Source organism: Roseibium aquae, from assembly GCF_008711285.1.
Taxonomy (GTDB): Bacteria; Pseudomonadota; Alphaproteobacteria; order Rhizobiales; family Stappiaceae; genus Roseibium; species Roseibium aquae.
On the sequence record NZ_VXDC01000007.1, the window covers coordinates 22293 to 42477 of the forward strand.

General features: G+C 60.6%; 18 protein-coding genes. 5 read left to right on the forward strand and 13 right to left on the reverse strand.

What is annotated here, in order from left to right:
- Positions 1 to 30: 30 nt before the first annotated feature.
- From betB to betI, 3 genes are read right to left on the reverse strand one after another with little or no spacing between them, the layout of a single operon-like run.
- Positions 31 to 1494, reverse strand: coding sequence for a betaine-aldehyde dehydrogenase (betB, locus tag F0184_RS12115; protein WP_150496461.1), 1464 nt, complete (start codon positions 1492 to 1494; stop codon positions 31 to 33).
- Between the two features lie 37 nt (positions 1495 to 1531).
- Entirely contained in the window at positions 1532 to 3190 is a 1659-nt protein-coding gene (betA, locus tag F0184_RS12120) for a choline dehydrogenase (protein WP_150496462.1), read from the reverse strand.
- Positions 3187 to 3816 carry a transcriptional regulator BetI gene (betI, locus tag F0184_RS12125; RefSeq protein ID WP_150496463.1) on the reverse strand — a complete coding sequence of 210 codons (630 nt, stop codon included), beginning with the start codon at positions 3814 to 3816 and terminating at the stop codon, positions 3187 to 3189. Before betI ends, betA begins: the two co-directional genes overlap by 4 nt.
- A gap of 219 nt (positions 3817 to 4035) precedes the next feature.
- Here betI and F0184_RS12130 point away from each other — a divergent pair, with 219 nt between their 5' ends.
- The 3 genes from F0184_RS12130 to choV all read left to right on the forward strand — a co-directional run bounded on the left by F0184_RS12130 (position 4036) and on the right by choV (position 6919).
- A complete protein-coding gene (locus F0184_RS12130; protein ID WP_150496464.1) occupies positions 4036 to 4980 on the forward strand; it encodes a choline ABC transporter substrate-binding protein in 945 nt (314 codons plus the stop codon).
- Between the two features lie 71 nt (positions 4981 to 5051).
- Entirely contained in the window at positions 5052 to 5900 is an 849-nt protein-coding gene (gene choW / locus F0184_RS12135) for a choline ABC transporter permease subunit (RefSeq protein WP_150496465.1), read from the forward strand.
- Positions 5897 to 6919, forward strand: a complete 1023-nt coding sequence (gene choV / locus F0184_RS12140; protein ID WP_150496466.1) for a choline ABC transporter ATP-binding protein — start codon at positions 5897 to 5899, stop codon at positions 6917 to 6919. Before choW ends, choV begins: the two co-directional genes overlap by 4 nt.
- A gap of 253 nt (positions 6920 to 7172) precedes the next feature.
- Here the strand turns inward: choV and F0184_RS12145 are convergent, their stop codons facing one another.
- The 7 genes from F0184_RS12145 to F0184_RS12175 all read right to left on the reverse strand — a co-directional run bounded on the left by F0184_RS12145 (position 7173) and on the right by F0184_RS12175 (position 15388).
- Positions 7173 to 8336 (reverse strand): iron-containing alcohol dehydrogenase, encoded by a 1164-nt coding sequence (locus F0184_RS12145; RefSeq protein ID WP_150496467.1) that lies wholly within the window; start codon positions 8334 to 8336, stop codon positions 7173 to 7175.
- 210 nt (positions 8337 to 8546) lie between these two features.
- A complete protein-coding gene (locus tag F0184_RS12150; RefSeq protein ID WP_150496468.1) occupies positions 8547 to 9935 on the reverse strand; it encodes an aldehyde dehydrogenase family protein in 1389 nt (462 codons plus the stop codon).
- Between the two features lie 109 nt (positions 9936 to 10044).
- A complete protein-coding gene (locus F0184_RS12155) occupies positions 10045 to 11412 on the reverse strand; it encodes a glutamine synthetase family protein (RefSeq protein ID WP_150496469.1) in 1368 nt (455 codons plus the stop codon).
- A gap of 84 nt (positions 11413 to 11496) precedes the next feature.
- Positions 11497 to 12546 (reverse strand): TRAP transporter substrate-binding protein, encoded by a 1050-nt coding sequence (locus F0184_RS12160; protein WP_150496470.1) that lies wholly within the window; start codon positions 12544 to 12546, stop codon positions 11497 to 11499.
- Positions 12547 to 12679: 133 nt separating this feature from the next.
- Positions 12680 to 14002: a TRAP transporter large permease gene (locus F0184_RS12165; protein ID WP_150496471.1), complete on the reverse strand. Its 1323-nt coding sequence runs from the start codon at positions 14000 to 14002 to the stop codon at positions 12680 to 12682.
- Positions 14002 to 14598 carry a TRAP transporter small permease subunit gene (locus F0184_RS12170; protein WP_150496472.1) on the reverse strand — a complete coding sequence of 199 codons (597 nt, stop codon included), beginning with the start codon at positions 14596 to 14598 and terminating at the stop codon, positions 14002 to 14004. Before F0184_RS12170 ends, F0184_RS12165 begins: the two co-directional genes overlap by 1 nt.
- Complete coding sequence (locus F0184_RS12175; protein WP_150496473.1) at positions 14591 to 15388, reverse strand: N-formylglutamate amidohydrolase; 798 nt, start codon at positions 15386 to 15388, stop codon at positions 14591 to 14593. Before F0184_RS12175 ends, F0184_RS12170 begins: the two co-directional genes overlap by 8 nt.
- A gap of 153 nt (positions 15389 to 15541) precedes the next feature.
- Here F0184_RS12175 and F0184_RS12180 point away from each other — a divergent pair, with 153 nt between their 5' ends.
- Positions 15542 to 16411, forward strand: a complete 870-nt coding sequence (locus F0184_RS12180; protein ID WP_150496474.1) for a MurR/RpiR family transcriptional regulator — start codon at positions 15542 to 15544, stop codon at positions 16409 to 16411.
- A gap of 111 nt (positions 16412 to 16522) precedes the next feature.
- Here F0184_RS12180 and F0184_RS12185 read toward each other — a convergent pair whose 3' ends face one another.
- From F0184_RS12185 to F0184_RS12195, 3 genes are all read right to left on the reverse strand, one after another.
- On the reverse strand, positions 16523 to 16735 hold the full coding sequence (locus F0184_RS12185) for a cold-shock protein (RefSeq protein WP_150496475.1): 213 nt from the start codon (positions 16733 to 16735) through the stop codon (positions 16523 to 16525).
- A 378-nt stretch (positions 16736 to 17113) separates the two neighbouring features.
- Positions 17114 to 17575 carry a YaiI/YqxD family protein gene (locus F0184_RS12190; protein ID WP_150496476.1) on the reverse strand — a complete coding sequence of 154 codons (462 nt, stop codon included), beginning with the start codon at positions 17573 to 17575 and terminating at the stop codon, positions 17114 to 17116.
- Positions 17572 to 18828 (reverse strand): BaiN/RdsA family NAD(P)/FAD-dependent oxidoreductase, encoded by a 1257-nt coding sequence (locus F0184_RS12195; protein ID WP_150496477.1) that lies wholly within the window; start codon positions 18826 to 18828, stop codon positions 17572 to 17574. The genes F0184_RS12190 and F0184_RS12195 overlap by 4 nt, the downstream gene beginning before the upstream one ends.
- Positions 18829 to 18992: 164 nt before the next feature.
- On the opposite strand from F0184_RS12195, the gene F0184_RS12200 reads away from it, so the two are divergent.
- Positions 18993 to 20183 (forward strand): HD domain-containing phosphohydrolase, encoded by a 1191-nt coding sequence (locus F0184_RS12200; protein ID WP_208998453.1) that lies wholly within the window; start codon positions 18993 to 18995, stop codon positions 20181 to 20183.
- The last annotated feature ends 2 nt before the right edge of the window (positions 20184 to 20185 follow it).

Here is a 20185-nt window from a genome sequence, read left to right on the forward strand (position 1 = left end):
TATTTGGCGGAGGTCCAGATCCCGCCAGTCTCAAAAGGCGGCTTCGACGCCGTTCATCTCCACATAGACGCTTTTGATCTGGCTGTAGTGGTCAATTGCCGCGTGGCCGTTTTCCCGGCCGATGCCCGACTTCTTGTGGCCGCCAAACGGCATTTCGACTGGTGTGAGATTGTACGTGTTGAGCCAGCAGGTGCCGGCTTCCAGTTGGTCGATCACCCGGTGGCCGCGCTGGATGTCTTTGGTGAACACGCCCGCAGCCAGCCCGAATTCCGTGTCATTCGCCCGTGCGATCACGTCCTCCTCGCCGGTGAAGTCGAGGACGCACATCACCGGACCGAAGATTTCCTCCCGGGCAATCCGCATTTCGTCGCGCACCTCGGCAAACACCGTGGGTTCCACGAAATATCCCCCCTCCAGACCGGCAACCCTGGCTTCGCCACCGCCGCAAACCAGACGGGCCCCCTCGTTCTGACCGAGCTCCATGTAGGACAGCACCTTGTCGAACTGCGGCTTGGAAACCAGCGGACCGATATGCGTCGCCTCGTCCAGAGGATCGCCCAAAACCGCAGCTTGTGTCCGTTTGGCAAGGCGCGCAAGGAACGCGTCCCGAATGTCCTTGTGGACGAAGACCCGCGTGCCGTTGGAGCAGATCTGGCCGGTGGAATAAAAGTTCGCGTTGATGGCCGCGGACACAGCGTTCTCTATATCGGCGTCTTCGAAGATGATAAGCGGGGACTTCCCGCCCAGTTCGAGCGTGGTTTTGGTCAGGCTTTCGCCAGCCAGAGCGGCGACCTTTTGCCCGGTCTGCACGGAACCTGTGAGGGAGACCTTGGCAATGTCCGGGTGGGAGACGAGTTTCGCGCCCAGATCGCCAAACCCCTGGATGACATTGAACACCCCGTCCGGAAGCCCCGCCTCGCTCAGGGCTTCGGCAAGCTTCAGGGCTGTCAACGGCGTCACTTCGGACGGCTTGAACACCATGGCATTGCCACAGGCAAGCGCAGGCGCGGCTTTCCAGCAGGCGATCTGGATCGGATAGTTCCAGGCTCCAATCCCCACGCAAACCCCGAGCGGCTCACGCTTGGTATAGGCAAAGGACCCGCCGAGATCGATGTATTCGCCTGTGAGCGTCGGAGCGAGATTCCCGAAATACTCCAGGCAATCGGCACCGGAGGCTGCATCGGCAACAAGCGTTTCCTGCAAGGGCTTGCCGGTATCCAGCGTCTCGAGGACCGACAGGTCCCGATTGTCCCTGCGAAGGATTTCGGCCGCCTTGCGAAGCACGCGACCGCGTTCGGCCAGGGATGTCGCCGCCCAGATTTTCTGGCCTGCCTTCGCCGTGGCAATCGCCGAGGCCAGGACTTGATCATCGGCTGCTTTCAGATGGGCAATCACCTCGCAGGTGGCCGGATAAAGGGACACCAGGTCGGCGCCGTTCGTGCTTTCAACGTATTGACCACCGACATAGTGGGAGGCTTGGGGTTGTGCGCGCATGGAAAAACCTCGTGTTCGTGGTGCGGATCGTTGGAAATCAGCGCTGTGCGGTTTCCCAATTCGGATGGATCCAGGGTTCTTGATTTGAGGCCGGCAAGGGATCGCGGCCAAGAATGTGATCAGATGCCTTTTCCCCGACCATGATCGAAGGGGCGTTCAGATTGCCGTTGGTGATGAGGGGGAAGATCGAACTGTCCGCCACCCGCAAGCCATCGACACCGATCACTCTGCAGGTCGGATCGACAACGGCCATCGGATCGTCGGCTGCGCCCATCTTGCAGCTTCCGCAAGGGTGGTAGGCGCTTTCCACGTGCTCCTTGATGAACCCGTTCAGTTGATCGTCGGATTGCAGCGCTTCGCCGGGCTGGATTTCCTTGCCCCGATAAGGCGCGAAAGCGTCCTGGCCGAAGATTTCCCGGGTCAGGCGGATCGCCGTGCGGAAGTCCGCCCAGTCTTCCTCTTCAGACATGTAGTTGAACAGGATGGACGGTTTGGAGCGCGGATCTGAGGACGTCAGATGAATGCGGCCGCGGGATTTGGAGCGCATCGGTCCGACATGGGCCTGAAAGCCATGGCCTTCCACGGCGGCCTTGCCATCATAGCGCACGGCAAAGGGCAGGAAGTGGTACTGGATATCGGGGTATTTGACGCCTGCCTTCGAGCGGATGAACGCACAGCTTTCGAACTGGTTCGAAGCGCCAAGGCCGGTTTTGAAGAACAGCCACTGCGCGCCGATCAGGGCCTTGGAGATCGGGTTCCAGTGCTTGTAGAGGGTGATTGGCTGGGAGCAGGCCTGCTGGATGTAGAGCTCCAGATGATCCTGAAGGTTCCGGCCGACGCCCGGCCGGTCGGCGACGACGTCAATGCCGTGCTCGGCCAGATGATCGGCCGGCCCGATGCCGGACTGCATCAGGATCTTCGGCGAGTTAATGGAGGAGGCGGCGAGGATGACCTCGCGGGCCGCTTTGGCCTCAATGATTTCGCCGCCAAGCTCGTATTCCACTCCGGTTGCGCGCTTGTTCTCGATCAGGATCCTGCGGGCCAGCGCGCCCTTGATCAGTTCCACGTTGGGGCGCTTCAGGGCCGGTTTCAGATAGGCGTTCGCGGCCGACCAGCGGCGGCCGTTGTGGACCGTCATCTCCATGTCGGCGAAGCCTTCCTGGCGCTGCCCGTTGTAGTCCTGGGTCACGCCGTATCCCGCCTGTTCGCCCGCTTCCTTGAAGGCCGCGAAAAGCGGGTTCCATTTGGTGCCGCGCCTCACATGCAAGGGGCCGTTGAGGCCGCGCCATCCATCCTGCCCGCCATGGCTCGTTTCCTGGCGCATGAAATAGGGCAGCACATGCCTGTATCCCCAGCCGCTCGCGCCCATTTCCTCCCAGTTGTCGAAATCGCAGGCATGACCGCGGACATAGACCATGCCGTTGATGGAGGAGGAACCGCCGATGACCTTTCCGCGCGGTGTGGCAAGGCGGCGGCCGCCCAGATGCGGTTCTGGTTCGCTTTCATAGCCCCAATCATAGGTTCTCATGTTCATCGGATAGGACAGGGCGGCGGGCATCTGGATGAAGGGGCCGGCGTCCGTGCCCCCGAACTCCAGGACGAGAACGCGGTTTTTCGGATCCTCCGAAAGCCGGTAAGCCATGGCACATCCGGCCGAGCCGGCGCCGATGATGATGAAATCGAACTGTTGATTCATGATGACACTTTCCGATCAGGGGCGTCGGGAAGGGAAGGGCGGGCCTTGTGACGGTGGAGCTGCGCCTCGACATAGTCCTCCACAAGCGCGATGGCTGACTGGCGGTCGACCGGTGTGTGCCTGAGGGCTTGGCGGATCCAAACGCCGTCAATCATGGAGGCCGTGCCTTCGGCCACCCGCGAAGCCTCCGAAGGCGGGAGAAAGAAGCGCAGATTGAAGGTGAGATTGGACGCAAGGCGGGCCGAATAGATCTGCAAAAGCCTGGCATTGCTTTGCGTGGTCCGGGACTGGACGTAGAAGGCGAGCCATGCTGCGATCACCGATGGCCGGAACTGGCCAACGGCGAAATTGCCTTCAATGATCGCGGAAATCCGTTCGCGCGGCGTCCTGGCCCGCGCCAGCCGGTCCCGGATGCCTTCGCCCAGATCCTTCAGCAAGTACCGCATGGTGGCGGCCAGCAACTGGTCCTTGGAGCCGAAGTAGTGATGCACCAGCCCGCCGGATACCCCGGCGCGCTTTGCTATCTGCGCCATGGTTATGTCGCAGTAACCGCGCTCGTGGATCGCGTCGATCGTTGCAGTGATCAGCGTGCGCCGCCGCTCTTGTTCCATTCCGATCTTCGGCATGTCGTGCCTTTCAGATTGCTGTCCTTGTATTTTTAATTGATCAACCAATCAATGAAAACTTGCAAATTTGAACAAGAGGTGCTTCCTTGAAGAAAAAACAGAGGGTCAGCCGGTCATCCCAACACGTTCGGGAGATATAATCTCCCGTTGCCGCTGTTGTTTTGACGCTGCCAACCGTTCAACACTCTGACTTTCGTCACCCAGAAGGAGGGACCATCTATGAAAACCGTCAAAACGCTGTTCGGAACGATCGCCATGGGCGCGTTTCTTTCGGGCGCTGCTTATGCCGCCGAGCCGGAGAGCTGCAAGACCGTCCGCTTCTCCGATGTGGGCTGGACCGACATCACCGCGACAACCGCCGCAACGTCAACAGTTCTGCGGGCGCTCGGCTATGAGACAGAAACCAAGATCCTGTCGGTGCCGGTCACCTATGCCTCGCTGAAGAACAAGGACATCGATATTTTCCTTGGCAACTGGATGCCGACAATGGAGGGCGACATTGCGCCTTACCGCGAAGATGGATCCGTTGAGACAGTGCGGGCCAATCTGGAAGGGGCGAAATACACCCTCGCCGTTCCCCGGTACACTTACGAGAAGGGCCTGAAGAGCTTCGCCGACATTGCCAAGTTCGCGGCTGATCTGGATGGCAAGATTTACGGTATCGAGCCGGGAAATGACGGCAATCGCCTGATCATCGGCATGATCGAGGCGGACCAGTTCGGCCTCGGCAGTTTCGAGATCGTCGAATCCTCCGAACAGGGTATGCTGGCGCAGGTGGCACGCTCGGAGCGCCGCCAGGAGGATATCGTCTTCCTCGGCTGGGAACCGCATCCGATGAACGCCAACCACGATATGGCCTATCTCGATGGCGGCGATGACGTTTTCGGTCCGAACTATGGCGGCGCGACCGTCTATACCAACGTGCGCGCTGGCTATGTCGCCGAATGCCCGAATGTCGGCAAACTGCTTGAAAATCTCGAGTTTTCCCTTGCGATGGAGAACGAGATCATGGGTGCGATCCTGAATGACGGCAAGCAGCCAGATGATGCGGCCGCTGCCTGGCTGAAGGCAAATCCGGCGGCCTTCGAAGCCTGGCTCGACGGTGTCACAACCGTTGACGGCGGGGACGCGGTCGCCGCTGTGAAGGCCGGACTTGGCCTGTAATCCTGAAACCCGAAAGGCCGGTGATCTTCTCACCGGCCTTTTTGCAAGAAGCCACAAGAACGGGGGTTGAAGTGGACTGGCTGACCGAACACAAATTGCCGATCGGGCCTTGGGCAAAAAGTTTCGTCGATTGGCTGACGAACAATGCCTACTGGGTATTCGATGGGATATCGATCGCACTGGAACAGATGATTGCCGGCATCCTGTGGCTATTGCAGGGACCACACCCCCTCGTGATCGTTGTCGCGGCTGTTGGCTTGGCTTATGCCATCCACCGGCGGATTTCATTCGCGGTCTTCGTGGCTTTCGCGCTTCTTCTGATCATCAATCAGGGCTATTGGGAGGAGACGACCGAGACGCTGGCCCTGGTAATGGCCGCTTCGATCGTGTGCATGGCCATCGGCGTGCCTGTGGGTGTCGCAGCGGCGCATCGGCCCCGCCTGTTCTCGGTCATTCGCCCGATCCTCGACCTCATGCAAACGATCCCGACCTTCGTTTATCTGATTCCGGCTCTGATCCTGTTCGGTCTCGGGATGGTCCCGGGCTTGATCGCGACCGTGATTTTCGCAATTCCGGCCCCGATCCGACTGACACAACTGGGCGTGTCGTCGACACCAAAGCCGTTGCTCGAGGCCGGGCAGGCGTTTGGTGCCACCAAGTCCCAACTGCTGTGGAAGATCGAGCTGCCCTACGCGCTGCCCCAGATCATGGCGGGTCTAACCCAAACCATCATGCTATCGCTTTCCATGGTCGTGATTGCGGCTCTTGTGGGCGCAGATGGCTTGGGTGTGCCCACTTTGCGGGCGCTGAACACCGTCAACATCGCGCAAGGTTTTGAAGTCGGGGTCGCCATCGTGCTGATCGCCATCGTGCTCGACCGCTTTTTCCGTCACGAACCTGCGGCAAGGGGTCCCAAATGAGCAGATCCGTGGTTTCTTTCAAGAATGTTGATATCGTTTTCGGCGAAAAGCCCCAAACGGCCTTGCCGCTGATCGACGCCGGTAAGACCCGCCAGGAGATACAGGCCGAGACCGGTCAGATTCTGGGTGTCGCCGGGGCCAATTTCGACATCGTCGAAGGTGAAGTCATCGTGTTGATGGGCTTGTCGGGCTCCGGCAAGTCTACGCTGCTGCGCGCCGTCAACGGGCTGAACCCTGTCATTCGGGGCGATGTCGAAGTGTATGACGGCGATCATGCGCTCAATCCGGCGAAATGCAGCCCGGAAGAGCTTCGCAACCTCCGCCGGCACCGAATTGCCATGGTTTTTCAACAATTTGGGCTTCTGCCCTGGCGGACGGTTGCGGACAATGTCGGGTTTGGCCTGGAGCTGTCGGGCATGGCGGCAAAGGACCGGGCTGCCAAGGTCGCCCAGCAGCTCAAGCTCGTCGGTCTCGACGGTTGGGGCGAGAAATACGTCCATGAGCTTTCGGGCGGCATGCAGCAGCGGGTCGGCCTTGCGCGGGCATTCGCCACCGATGCGCCTATCCTGCTGATGGACGAGCCGTTCTCGGCGCTGGACCCGTTGATCCGGGATCGGCTGCAGGACGAGCTTCTCGATCTGCAGAAAGAGCTGAACCGGACGATCATTTTCGTCAGCCACGACCTGGATGAAGCCGCCAAGATCGGCTCGCGGATCGCAATCATGGAAGGCGGGCGGGTGATCCAGCTCGGAACGCCGCAAGAGATCGTCAAGGCGCCCGCCAATGACTATGTGGCGGACTTTGTCGGTCACATGAACCCGCTCAACGTGCTGCGGGCCAGGGACATCATGGTGCCTGTGCAGCCCGGAGGTTTGACGCAGGCGCCCCGCTGCGCGCCGGACACCCCGCTCCGCGAGGTAATTTCGATCAAGAAAAACTCCCCTCATCCGGTGCTTGTCGAGCGGAACGGAACCCTGATCGGGCAGGTGGGGGAACGGCAGTTGTTTGATTGTTTGTAACACGGATCACGCAATAAGAACGGCGCGGGGTTTCCGCGCTGTCTAACCCGCTCCCGAACCTGCACCTTGATGAGAGTCATCCCGGCCAAACAACGTGCGAGCCGGGATCGGTGCGCCCGAAGCCACGGCAATAATGAGCGATGGACGGGGCTTCCCGGTCCCGGATTGCAGCTCACGCTGCGTCCGGGGCGACGGAAAAGGGTCCCGGCGCGGGGCACCCGCGCCGTTCTTCGTTTGAGGGCTGCTGATCCAATCAGATCGTTCCGGCCAGCGCCTTGTCGAAGATCTCCAGCGCGCCGTCCCGTGTCAATTCGATCGGGTTTCCGCCGGCGGTCGGATCGACGATTGCCATGTCCGCGATCAGGTCGCGCTTTTCATCACCGACATTCAGGCCCGCCAGCGTGTGGGGTACCTCAAGATCGGCGCGCAGTTTCAAGATCGCGTCAAGCACACCCTGATAGCCGCCGGAAATCCCGAGGAACCCCGCCAGCCGTTCGAATTTCTGCTCGATGGCCGGTTTGTTGAACTGCAGGACATAGGGCATGAAAACTGCGTTGGTCATGCCGTGATGGGTGTCGTACAACGCACCGACCGGATGAGACAGCGAGTGGATGGCGCCCAATCCTTTCTGGAAGCCCACAGCGCCCATGGCGGCCGCGCTCATCATATGGCCGCGCGCGGTCAGGTCGTTGGGGTTATCGGCGACCCGTGGCAAGTTTTCCAGAACCAGCCGGATGCCTTCCAGAGCGATGCCTTCCGACATCGGGTGATACATGGGGGCCGAATAGGCCTCCAGGCAGTGGGCAAGGGCGTCCATGCCGGTGCCGATGGTGATGACGCGCGGCATGCCCGCCGTCAGGGCCGGATCGCAGATCACGGTCGCCGGCAGCATCTTCGGGTGGAAGATCACCTTTTTCGTATGGGTCTTCTCGTTGGTGACCACGCCGGCGCGGCCAACCTCCGAGCCGGTGCCGGCGGTGGTCGGAACCGCAACGATCGGGGCAATGCCCTTCGGATCGGCGCGGGTCCACCAGTCTCCGATATCTTCGAAGTCCCAGATCGGCCGCGTCTGGCCGGACATGAAGGCGATCAGCTTTCCGGCGTCGAGACCCGAGCCACCGCCAAAGGCGATCACACCGTCATGACCGCCCGCCTTGAAGGCGTTGACGCCGGCTGTGATGTTGCTGTCGACCGGGTTCGGCTTCACGTCGAAGAAAACGGCGGCTTGCAAACCGGCGGCCTGCAGGCTCTCGATGGCCCCGGCGACCATGGGCAAGCTGGCCAGGCCCGGATCGGTCACGAGCAGCGGATTGGTCATCCCAGCTGCCTTGACCGCCTCGGGCAGTTCGATGATGCGGCCAACGCCGAAACGCACGGATGTCGGGTAGGACCAGTTGACGGAAGGAAGTGTACTCATGACGGTCTCTTTGAGCTGAGTGGGAAACGTAGCAGAGTGATGTAATGAACTTGAAGACCCGGGACCCCGCCGCCCCGCCCTCGGTCCCTCACTGCAAGGGGAGGCGGGACGACCTTGGAGCACGCTTTTCCCCCTCCCCCCAGAGGGGAGGGGCTAGGGGTGGGGGCCTTTCAGGCGTTGCTCTGGGTCATGCGTGCCCCACCTTCCAAGTCAGTGGTCGACACGGAAGTGGAACGATTTCGGCCGGGTCAGATTGTGGAAGCCGATCTCGGACAGCGCCGCGCCCTTTCCGGTGTCCTTCACGCCGGTCCAAACAAGCGCCGGGTCGAGATAATCGCACCGGTTCATGAAGACGGTGCCCGTTTCGATCTTGTCGCCGATCTCTGCGGCGGCATCGACATCCTCGGTCCAGATGGAGGCCGTCAAGCCGTAGGGGCTGTCATTCATGAACTGAAGCGCCTCGGCATCGTCCTTCACTTTCATGATACCGACCACCGGACCGAAGCTTTCCTCGCGCATAACCGACATCTGGTGATTGACCTCGGTCAGAACCTGGGGCGCCAGATAGGGCGTGCCATCCTTGTCCATTGCGAAGCTGGTTGTGTCGATATGCGCCTTGGCCCCCTTGCGCAGGGCTTCCTGGGTCTGCTCGCGAACCCAGGACGCGAACCGCGTCTGAGCCATCGGGCCAAGCGTCGTCGCCTCGTCCAGGGGATTGCCCAGTTTGTACTGACTGGTCAAATCGACGAAACCCTCGACGAACTTGTCGTACCGGCTCTCGTGTACGTAGATCCGTTCGATCCCGCAGCAGCATTGGCCGGAATTGTAAAACGCGCCGTCCACCAGGTTCTCGACCGCATAGTTGAGATCGGCATCTGCCCGAACATAGGCCGGGTCCTTGCCGCCCAGTTCAAGGCCGAGGGTCGCAAAGGTGCCGGACAGCGCCTTTTCAATCGCGCGCCCGCCACCGACGGAACCGGTGAAGTTGACATGGTCGATCACGCCGGAGCCGAGCAGCTTTTCCGTACCCGCGTGCGTGAGGACGATGTTCTGAAAGACCCCTTTCGGCAGTCCCGCGATCTCGAAAGCCCTTGCGAGCCTTTCGCCGACCAGGAGGGTTTGCGCGGCGTGTTTCAAGATCACCACATTGCCGGCCATCAGGGCCGGCATGATGGTGTTGATCGCGGTCATGAAGGGGTAGTTCCACGGGGCGATCACCATCACGATGCCGAGCGGGACGCGTTTCAGATAGCGTTTGAAGCCTGGCTTGTCCGTGCGCTCGATATCGGCCAGCGCTTCGGCCGCGGTGTTCGCGCAATACTCCGTGCGCTCTACAGTGCCGCCCAGCTCGCCGCCATAGCGGACCGGCCGCCCCATTTGCCATGCAAGTTCAGGAACGACTTCGTCGTTCATGGCCTTGAGCGCGTCCAGCGCCTTCAGGCAACAGGCAACGCGCTCGGCAAGCGGCGCCGCGGCCCAATCGGCCTGCGCAGAGCGGGCGGCCGTCACCACCCGGTTCAAGGCGCTCTCGTCCAACGCCGGGCGCTCGGCATAGACGGAGCCGTCGACCGGAGAGATCAGCTTGATCACGTCTGACATGGTCTTCCTCATTTTGTCCGCACCATCCATGTGCGGGAGCTCGGTGTTTACAATGGCCCTGCCTCGTTTCGAGGAAGCGCCGCACGCTGTCTGGATCTGGCCGGTTCGATCAGGCGCGTTCGAACCCGCGGGCCACTTCATAGTCTGTGACGGCGCGGTCGAACTCCTCGATTTCCCATTCGGCCGCGCGCGAATAATGGTCAATGACATTGTCTCCAAACGCCGCGCGGAGCATCTTTGACTTGCGCAGGGTTTCCCGGGCATCCCGCAAGGTGTGCGGGATTTCCTTTGCCTTGCGCGCTTCGTAGACGTCACCGCTGGCAGGTGGATCGAGCGGCAGCTTTTCCTCCAGCCCTTTCATACCGGCGGCGAGCTGCGCGGCCAATGCCAGATAGGGGTTCAGATCCGAGCCGCCGATCCGGCATTCGATCCGCAGCGCCTTCGTGCCTTCGCCGCACATCCGGAACCCGGCGGTGCGGTTGTCGATCGACCAGACCGTCTTTGTCGGGGCGAAGGTGCCTTTTTGGAAGCGCTTGTAGCTGTTGATATAGGGGGCGAGGAAATAGGTGTAGTCGGGCGCATACTTGATCAAGCCGGCCAGGTAATGGCGCATCACGTCCGACATGCCGTATTCACCGGCATCATTGCAAAAGGCGTTCTCGCCCTTCTCGTTCCAGATCGATTGATGGATGTGGGACGAGGAGCCAACCTTGTCTCTGCGCCATTTTGCGAGAAAAGACACGGACCGTCCCTTGGCCCATGCGATCTCTTTCACCGCATGCTTGGAAATCGTGTGGTAATCGGCGCAGTTGAGCGCTTCGCAATATTTGATGTTGAGCTCTTCCTGGCCTGTTTCGGCTTCGCCCTTGGTGTTCTCGACGGGTATGCCTGCCGCATAGAGGTGATTGCGCACCGGGCGCAAAACGTCCTCTTCCTTCGTGGTCTGCAGGATGTGGTAGTCTTCGTTATAGCCGGAAATGGGCCGCAGGTCCCGGAAGCCGGAGTTGCGCATCTCGTCGAACGATTGCTCGAACAGGAAGAATTCGAGTTCGGTCGCAGCCTTGGCGGTAAATCCGAGTTCTTTCAGCCGCGCGATCTGCTTCTTGAGCATGGCGCGCGGAGAGTGCGGGACTTCCTCATGGGTGTGGTGATCCAGCACATCGCAGAGCACAAGGGCGGTTCCCTCCAGCCAGGGGACCGGGCGCAGTGTTGTCAGGTCCGGCTTCATCACGTAGTCGCCGTATCCCTTGGTCCAGCTGGTCGCGGCATAGCCCTCGACCGTGTACATCTCCAGATCGGTCGCCAGCAGATAGTTGCAGCAATGCGTCTCGTGCCAAGCCGTGTCGACAAAGTGCTGTGCGTGAAAGCGTTTTCCCATCAGCCGGCCTTGCATGTCGACAATGCAGACGAGAACCGTGTCGATATCGCCCTGGGCGACCGCCTCTTTCAGCCCGTCGAAGCTCAAGCTACCAGCCATTTTGGATGTTCCGTTTCAGATCGTTGTCAATGTCGCGAAAAAGGGGCCGGCCCCGGGGAGGGGCCGGCCGGTTTGGACAGGGGCTCAGGTGTAGCGGTACGGGCGCCCGGCCTTCTGCATGTTGCTGTTGTACTTCTTGATGATCTCCACGACCTTTGCCTTGGTCGGGGATTCCGCCGCGATCTCGTCCCAGAAGACCATCGCCGCGTCTTCCACTTGCTGCCATTCCTCGTCCGGAATGCTCGTGAGCTCGAGTTTCGTTCCATTGACGCGCAGATCGGCTTCGCCGCCCCAATACCACCACTGGCGATAGTAATGCGAGGCATCCATCGCGAGCTGCAGCATCACCTTGAGGTGATCTGGCAGCTCGTTCCACCGGTCCATGTTCGCAAAGAACGATCCGGCCCAGGCTCCGGAGATGTTATTGGTCAGGAAGTAGTTGGTCACGTCCGCCCAGCCAACGGTGTAGTCCTCGGTAATTCCGGACCAGGCGATCCCGTCGAGTTCCCCGGTCTGCATGGCAACCTCGATATCTTCCCAGGGCAGGGTGACCGGAACAACGCCAAACTGGCTCATGAAACGCCCCGCGGTCGGGAACGTGAAGACACGCTTGCCCTTGAGGTCTTCCAGAGAGCGGATCGGATCCTTTGTCGCGAAGTGGCAGGGATCCCAGGCTCCGGCGGAAATGTGCTTCACGCCGACCTTGGCGTATTCCTCTTCCCAGATTTCCTTCAGGCCATACTGGTTGAAGAGAACCGGCACATCCAGCGAGTAGCGGGACGCGAACGGAAAGTATCCTCCGAAAACGGTGACTTCGGTGGGCGACGCCATGGAATCGTCGTCGGACTGCACCGCATCGATGGTCCCGCGCTGCATGGCACGGAAAAGCTCACCGGTCGGGACCAGCTGGTCCGCGAAGAAAAGCTCGATTTCCATCTGGCCCTGCGCGGCCTGATTGAACATGTCGATATGCGGCTTGATCACGTGTTCGGCGAGCGCGGGGCCAGCATAAGTCTGCATCCGCCACTTGATCGGCGCCTGGCCGAGCACCGCGGGGGCGGCCAGAGTTGATGCCCCGGCGGCCGCAACGGTGCCGATCCCAGCCTTCTTGATGAACTCACGTCTATTCGTCATGTCGGTGTTCCCCTTTACTGGATTGGTGGGTCTTCATTTCCGGCGGCAAGCTGGATCGTGGTTCGATCTTCTGGCCGTCGCCGTCTCCCGTCCCGGTTCGCCCGGATTCTCGTGTCGTTTTGTCCGCGCTCTCCTATCGTCCGTAAACATAGTCCGGCAGCCAGAGCGCGATTTGTGGGAAGATCATCACAAGCGCCAGCGCGCAAATCATGACCAGCACAAATGGAGTGATCGAGCCATAGATATCCCGCATGGTAATGCCGGGAGGGGCCATGGCACGCATCAGGAAGAGATTGTAGCCGAAGGGCGGCGTCATGTAGGCGATCTGGGTCGTGATGGTGTAAAGCACCCCGTACCAGACGAGATCGAAGCCCAGGGCGGCGACCAGCGGCACATAAAGCGGGGCGACAATCACCAGCATGGCCGTATCGTCGAGAAAGGTCCCCATGATGAGAAACGACAACTGCATGAGGATCAGGATCATCCAGGGGCTCAGCCCGAGCTGGCCCGTGAACAGGTTGTCGATCGCCTTGACGGCGCCAAGCCCGTCGAAAATCGCCCCGAAGCCAAGCGCGGCCAGAATGATCCACATGAACATGCAGGAGATGCCGAGCGTATTGCGCACGCAGGTCTGAAACACGCTCCAGGTCATCCGCCGCTTGACGATGGCGGCGAGGAAGGCTGTGAGGGCCCCGATCGCGGAGCTTTCGACGAGGCTGGTCCAGCCATTGACGAACGGTACCATCATCGCCGCGAAAATCACCAGGGGCAGCAAACCGGACAGCAGCAGACGGTACTTTTCGCCGCGCGTGACATTGCGCTCTTCGGGTTTCAAGGGAGGACCGAGTTCTGGCTGGAGACGGCAGCGGATCGCGATGTAGAGAATGAACATGCCCGCCATCATCAGGCCGGGCAGCACGCCTGCGAGCCAGAGCTGGCCGACAGGCTGCCGGGCGATCATCGCGTAGAGCACAAGGACGACCGAAGGCGGAACCAGGATGCCGAGCGACGACCCGGCCTGGATCACCCCCGTCACCATCCGTTTGTCATAGCCGCGGCGCAAAAGCTCGGGAAGGGCGATTGTCGCGCCGATGGCCATGCCGGCAACGGACAAGCCGTTCATGGCGGAGACCAGCACCATCAGAAGTATTGTGCCGATGGCAAGTCCGCCGCTGACCGGTCCCATCCACACATGGAACATCTTGTAAAGATCGTCGGCAATCCGCGACTCCGACAAGACATACCCCATGAAAATGAACATCGGCAACGTCAGGAGCGGATACCATTTCATCAGTTTCATGGCCGACGCGAACGGAATATCCGATCCGCCCGTGCCCCACAGGGCAAGTGCCGCGATGGCCGCCACGCCGCCGATCGCGCCGAATACCCGTTGGCCGGTCAGCAGCATCAGCATCATCGAGGAGAACATGAAGAGCGCGATCATCTCATAGGACATCACAGGGTCTCCCCGCGCAGGGTTGCGATGTCCTTGATCAGCTCAGACACGCTCTGCAGCAACATCAGAAAAAAGCCGAAACACATGATGACCTTGATCGGCCACAACACAGGCCGCCACGCCGTCGGACTGCGTTCGATGAAGCCGATGACTTCGCTTGCCGCTGCCGGGCCGCCGGTGACGAAGGCCACGATCAGGTCCCAATAGAAGGCGAAAGGCTCCATGCCGAAATAGCCGAGGGAATAAGCCGTCGATGTCAGGCCGCCATAGAGCAGGACACCCAGAAAAAATATCAGCAGAAGGACGGTGAAGGCGTCGAACCACGCTTTCTTCCGGATGGACCAGTCGGCGTAGAACAGGTCCATGCGCACGTTGGCCCCCATCTGCATGGCATAGGGACCGCCGAGAATGTAGTAGGTGACCATCGCGAACTGTGCAACTTCGAGGGTCCAGAGCGACGGGTTGAAGAAGGTCTTTGAAATGGAAGACCACAACAAGATCGCGGCCATCACGAATATGCCGTACATGATGACCCGGCCAAGCGTCCGGTTGAACCAGTCCACACCGTGAACGAAGTAGCGGGCCGCCTTAGGCATGAAGAACTCCATCCACGCCGGCCAGAACGGTCCGGGACGCGGTCCTGAGCATGGGCGCAAGCAGATCCGCCCAGCGTTGCTCGTCGTGCGCCGTGCGGACTTCGTCGTTGCGGATTTCGATCATCAATGCGGGGCGTCCGGCAGTTTCCGCGTGCCTGTGCAGGGTGTAGTAAACCCCGTCCGCTGGAGAGTAGGGCTCGTTGTCGCCCACGTTCAGCGCCGTTTCAGCTTGCAACCGGGCCAAAACCGGGTCGATCAGCCGTCGGTCCGGACCGCTGATCAGGCCGATTTCCCAAGGGCGGGCGATGCCATTATACACCGGGGTGTAGCTGTGTACGGACACCACGGCGGTCGGGATCCTGTTGTCCGCCCGTTCTTTCAGCACGGTTTCGATCGCGGCATGAAAGGGGCGGTGAAACAGGTTCAATCGCTCGGACCGCTGGTGTTCACTCAAGTCTTCATTGCCCGGGATTGGCGTGCGCTCGCTGCGAATGGGGATCAGATCCGGGGCATGTTCGGATCGGTTGCAGTCGATGATCAGCCGCGAGACCGTCGAGTGGATCAGCGGAGCGTCCAGAAGCCGGGATAGGGCGCGAGAGACGCCGAGCGCTCCGGGATCCCAGGCGATGTGAGCGGTCTTGTCTTCTTCGGTGACGCCAAGATCCGTTTCAAAGGGCCGTGGCATCCGATTGCTGGCATGGTCACAGACCAAAACAATCTGCCCCTGTCCGTCCGGGTTCTCAATCAGGACCGCGGGTTCTCCGCCATGCGTCACAGCGCCGGCTGTCATCTTCGGTCTGCCCCTTTTTTGCGCCTTGCGCCCTGGCCGCAAGTCTGTACTTTTTATTACAGAATTGCGCAGTTTTCTTTATTCTGTATGATTTGATACAAGCGCGGTTGCGAAGTCAACGGGAAAATTTCAGGGTGCGCGGAGGTTTGCGACATGGACTGTCTGCTGAAAGAGGCCGTTCTCGACCGGATGGAGGATTTCACCGTGACGGAGCGCAAGGCCGCGCATGCGCTGCTCTCGAACTATCCCATCCTCGGCCTTGGGACCGTGGCCCAGTTTGCCGATGCAGCGGGTGTCAGTTCGCCGACGATCCTGAGGTTTGTGGCCCGCTTGGGGTTTCCCGGTTTTTCGGACTTCCAGACGCGCCTGCGCCAGGAACTTGAAACCCAGCTCAGGTCGCCGTTGGACCGGAGCTCGCACTTGCCGAACCAGACCGCCGGCGACCCGCTCGTGGAGCGGATTGTCGAGAATGTGCGGGAAACCTTCGCGGGCTTGCCGAAAGGGGAACTGGATTCCCTTGTCCGTCTGCTGGCTGATGAACGGCGCGTGATCCACCTAATCGGCGGGCGCTTCACGGACGCTTTGGCCCGCTATATGGCGGCGCATTTGCGGATCGTGCGTCCAAATGTGAACCATGTCGCCGGACAGGAAGGCAACTGGTTGGACCAGTTGATTGGCATGGGAAGCAAGGACGTGGTCATCATCTTCGATATTCGCCGCTATCAGTCGGAACTCATTGAGTTTGCCAGATCAGCGGCCGCGCAAGGGGCGACCATCGTGCTTGTGACGGACACCTGGATGTCGCCGATCGTCAAGGTCGCCGATCACGTTCTGCCCGCCCGCATCGCGGTCCCATCCCCCTGGGATTCGGCAACGGCGCTGCTGGCACTGTCGGAGGTGCTGATCGCGGGGGTGACCCAGCACAATCCCGACCGCAGCCATGCACGCATGAAAGCCCTTGAGGGCTTGAGGAACGATCGTGATCCGATTTCAAAAAGCCGAAGAGGTACGCCGGACATTTAGGGCGGCATCCTCACCTATGGTACGTTCTTTTCGAGGCGTGTTGTCTTGCCGCTTGGGTGCAAAAACGCCGGCGCTTGGCCGGCGTTGCGATCTGACGTTTCGGTGATCCGCTCAAGCGGCTTCGAGTTGAGCCGCCTGTTTGCCGCGGCCTCGGCGATCATCCTCGGCAACGAACGACACTTTGGCGCCTTCTTCCGGTGCCGCCAGTCCCGCCTGTTCAAAAGCGGTGATGTGAACGAACACGTCCTTACCGCCGTTTTCCGGCGTTATGAACCCGAAGCCCCGGTCGTAATTGAAGAACTTGATTGTGCCTGTCTCACGCATGGAGAGTAGCCTTTCCGTATGTTGGGTGCGCGCCCTGATCGTTATCCAATGACGCGCGACAGCGAGCAGTCATGTAGAAACGGAAAAGCTTGGTATTTCATAGCAGGGTTTGGACGCCCCACCGAAGTCAATCTTTGCCGGGTCTAGTGCTTGGCCCGATTGGCCGTAGCCAACAGGAGACAAGGTAGGGAACATGGGACCCGTCCGCAAGACGCAGATTTCCGAAAGGTCGGCTCTTCTTCCGGGGAAAGTCCAATCAAAAATTTGATATATATAGTAATTTTAGAAGAACGGCGACCCCTTCCGGGGCCGCGCCACCGCTAGGAAAATGCCGGATCGGCACTGGCAACACCGGTCGGGCACATACGGTCCTTCGTCTCATTTCAGGCCTGACAGGCGGCTTGCCTGGCGCATGAGAGACTCGATCTGGTTCAAGAACCGAGACCGATCGGCTTTGGAAAAGGCTGGACCGCTTTCGCTGATCGCGCCGATCTCCCTCAGATGCGTGGACAGGTCCCGCATCGCCAGCCGCATGCCCATGGCGCTTTCCCGGAAGGGCTTGCCCCCGGGCGTGATGACAAGCGCGCCCTTGTCGACACAGCGCGAAGCAAGCGGAACATCCGCGGTGACAACCACGTCTCCCTTAGCCGCATGATCGGCAATCCAGTCATCCGCGGCATCAGGGCCTTCCGGGACGATGCGCCGCTCCACGCAAGGAAGGTCCGGAAGACGCATCCAGCTGTTCGAGACGAAGATCACGCGCACCCGGTGGCGGTCGGCGACCCGGGCGGCCTCTTCCTTCACCGGGCAGGCATCGGCGTCGACATATAGAATGGTCATCCGGCATTCTCCCGGATGTTTGTTTCGGCCAGATAGTCCTGGATGCCCGCCGATGCTGCATGGGCGGTCGCAAAACACCCCTGGAGCAGATATCCGCCAGTCGGCGCCTCCCAATCCAGCATTTCGCCGGCAACAAAAACGCCCGGCATCCTTGTGAGCATCATGTGCCTGTCCACTTCATCGAGGGCGATACCGCCTGCGGACGAAATGGCACGGTCAATCGCGTAAGGAGCGGTCGCGGTGAGTGGCACCGATTTGATCAGCGTGGCCAGCGCCTCCGCTTCCCTGGGCAAGGGCCCGGCTTCTCGAAGCACGGATTGTGCCGGTCCCGATAGACCGGCCGCTTTCCGCAACACCGTCGATATGGACTGCTTCTCCCGCTGCGCACCGAGCCGCGATGAAAGTCGGGCCCTGTCCAGATCCGGCCTGAGATCGAGTGTCAGATCGGCATGACCACTCTGGTTGATCGCATTCCGGATCTCGGCGGACAGCGCATAGACGACGCCCCCTTCCAGGCCCGAGGCGGAGATCATGGCCTCTCCAAGGCTTGAATGCGGGCCAACCGACAAACGAACCCGTTTCAACGGAGCGCCCGCGCATTTGCTCACCAGATGATCCGACCAGGGAATGAGAAAGCCGCAATTGGCCGGCTCAAAGCGCTGAACCTGAACACCGTGCTGGCGCAAGGCTTGCTGCCAGCTGCCATCCGCTCCCAGATGCGGCCAACTCGCGCCCCCAAGCGCCAGGAGAACGCTGCGTGCCTGTGTTGGAGTGACTGTTGTTGGGGCGACGGTTGCCGGTGTTACTGTATCGGCCGTCTCGCGCAGGAGGGACCGGCCGTTCTCGTCAAAGCCCTCCCAGCTGACGCCGAACCGCATCGTGACGTTCTGGACCGAAAGCCGGTTCAACAGGGCGCGAACAAGAGGGCTTGCTTTCATCGCCTTGGGAAAAATCCGGCCGCTGCTGCCGATGAACGTGTCCTGTCCCAGAGCATGGCACCAGGCCCGCAACGCATCCGGGGGAAAACGCTCGAGCAAAGGCGCCATGAACCCCGACGCTTCGCGGTATCGATGCGTGAAATCGCCCAGCGGTTCGCTATGGGTCAGGTTGAGGCCGCCCCGGCCGGCCAGCAGGAATTTGCGCGCCGGCGAACGTTTTCGCTCGACAACCTGGACGGAGTAACCGCGCGAAGACAATTGATCCGCGGCATACAGGCCAGCAGGGCCGGCCCCGATGATGAGAACGTCGATCATGGAGCCCTTATACGCCAGTGAGCTGTAAACGAAAGAATGACAATCTTCGGTGGGACTGAAGGACTTGGGTAAGACTTCGCGGCTAGGCTGCGTATTTGGCTGATTCGGAGATTCGGTCCCGGTGCAGCGGGTTGGTGTGCGGTTTGTGAGCTGGAGCTCGAGAATTGCAGGATAGATCCACCATTATGGTCGCCGATGGCGACCCCGAGGTGCACAAGATGTTTCGTCAGCTGGTTGCTGACGAGTATGTTGTCGTTTCTTTCTTCGATTCTGAAGAGGCCCTGAAGTGGCTCAAGCAGAACACCGGCATTGCGGTTGTGGTGAGCAGTTTCAATCTGCCCGGCCGCGGCGGGGTCGAGTTTCACAAGACCTGTGAAAGCCTGGCGCCGTATACGGCCCGGATCATGCTGACCAAGGAGCAATCCCTCGACCTTGTGCTGCGCGCGGTGAATGAGGGGCACCTTTTCATGTATCTGACCAAGCCATGTCCGGCACCGCAGTTTCTTGCGGCGGTTCGTGGCGCGGTCGCCCACCACAAGCAGATGATCCATGATCGCGCTCTGCTCGAGCGGACGCTCGCGGGCTCGGTCAAGATGTTGATCGAGGTTCTGACCTTGTTTCACGGCGATGCATTTCGCCGGACGGGCCCGATGCGCCAGCAGGCTCTGCGGATGGCCAGGGCCTTGGGGCTCGAAAAAACCTGGGAACTTCAGATGGCCGTGATGCTGTCGCCCCTTGGCGAGGCCCTCCTTCCCAAAGACATTCTCACGCGCTACCGCGCGGCCAAGAGTTTGTCGGAGCAGGAACGTGACATCCTGGCGCGCGCGCCAAACCAGACCCGCGATCTGTTGAAGAATATCCCCCAAATGGAGCGTGTGGCCGAGGTCCTTTACCTGTCGAACCGTGGCTATGACGGATCGGGTTTTCCAAAGGGCGGTCCCAAGGGGGAAGATATCCCGATCGCGGCGCGGATCATCAAGCTCCTCACCGACCTTTGGTATGCCAGTCCTGAGACGGGCGTCGACGCGGCCGCCTTCGGGGCGCTGAGGATCAACGGTCACAGGTATGACCCCAAGCTTCTCAAGCTGGCCAAGGAATTGTTTCTGGAACAGGCAGACTCGGTCGAGGGACGGGTCGCTGTCCTGTGTTATCTTCGGGCCTTGCGTGTCGGGGACATTTTGTCCGATGACGTCCGCACGGAAATCTCGCACGAACTGGTTCTTGCCGGCGGTCACCAACTGACGGAAACGACAATCAGGCGCCTGGAACAGTACAATCGTGTGTCCGGAATCCGGCAGCCTATCCGGGTCTTGAGGAAACAACCCAAGCCGGTCGAGCAGGATGTGCCCGCCTGAGG

Coding starts and splice junctions, on each gene's coding strand:
- betB (WP_150496461.1), bottom strand. CDS start 1,494: ATGCGCGCACAACCCCAAGCCTCCCACTATGTCGGTGGTCAATACGTT.
- betA (WP_150496462.1), bottom strand. CDS start 3,190: ATGAATCAACAGTTCGATTTCATCATCATCGGCGCCGGCTCGGCCGGA.
- betI (WP_150496463.1), bottom strand. CDS start 3,816: ATGCCGAAGATCGGAATGGAACAAGAGCGGCGGCGCACGCTGATCACT.
- F0184_RS12130 (WP_150496464.1), top strand. CDS start 4,036: ATGAAAACCGTCAAAACGCTGTTCGGAACGATCGCCATGGGCGCGTTT.
- choV (WP_150496466.1), top strand. CDS start 5,897: ATGAGCAGATCCGTGGTTTCTTTCAAGAATGTTGATATCGTTTTCGGC.
- F0184_RS12145 (WP_150496467.1), bottom strand. CDS start 8,336: ATGAGTACACTTCCTTCCGTCAACTGGTCCTACCCGACATCCGTGCGT.
- F0184_RS12150 (WP_150496468.1), bottom strand. CDS start 9,935: ATGTCAGACGTGATCAAGCTGATCTCTCCGGTCGACGGCTCCGTCTAT.
- F0184_RS12155 (WP_150496469.1), bottom strand. CDS start 11,412: ATGGCTGGTAGCTTGAGCTTCGACGGGCTGAAAGAGGCGGTCGCCCAG.
- F0184_RS12160 (WP_150496470.1), bottom strand. CDS start 12,546: ATGACGAATAGACGTGAGTTCATCAAGAAGGCTGGGATCGGCACCGTT.
- F0184_RS12165 (WP_150496471.1), bottom strand. CDS start 14,002: ATGTCCTATGAGATGATCGCGCTCTTCATGTTCTCCTCGATGATGCTG.
- F0184_RS12170 (WP_150496472.1), bottom strand. CDS start 14,598: ATGCCTAAGGCGGCCCGCTACTTCGTTCACGGTGTGGACTGGTTCAAC.
- F0184_RS12175 (WP_150496473.1), bottom strand. CDS start 15,388: ATGACAGCCGGCGCTGTGACGCATGGCGGAGAACCCGCGGTCCTGATT.
- F0184_RS12180 (WP_150496474.1), top strand. CDS start 15,542: ATGGACTGTCTGCTGAAAGAGGCCGTTCTCGACCGGATGGAGGATTTC.
- F0184_RS12185 (WP_150496475.1), bottom strand. CDS start 16,735: ATGCGTGAGACAGGCACAATCAAGTTCTTCAATTACGACCGGGGCTTC.
- F0184_RS12190 (WP_150496476.1), bottom strand. CDS start 17,575: ATGACCATTCTATATGTCGACGCCGATGCCTGCCCGGTGAAGGAAGAG.
- F0184_RS12195 (WP_150496477.1), bottom strand. CDS start 18,828: ATGATCGACGTTCTCATCATCGGGGCCGGCCCTGCTGGCCTGTATGCC.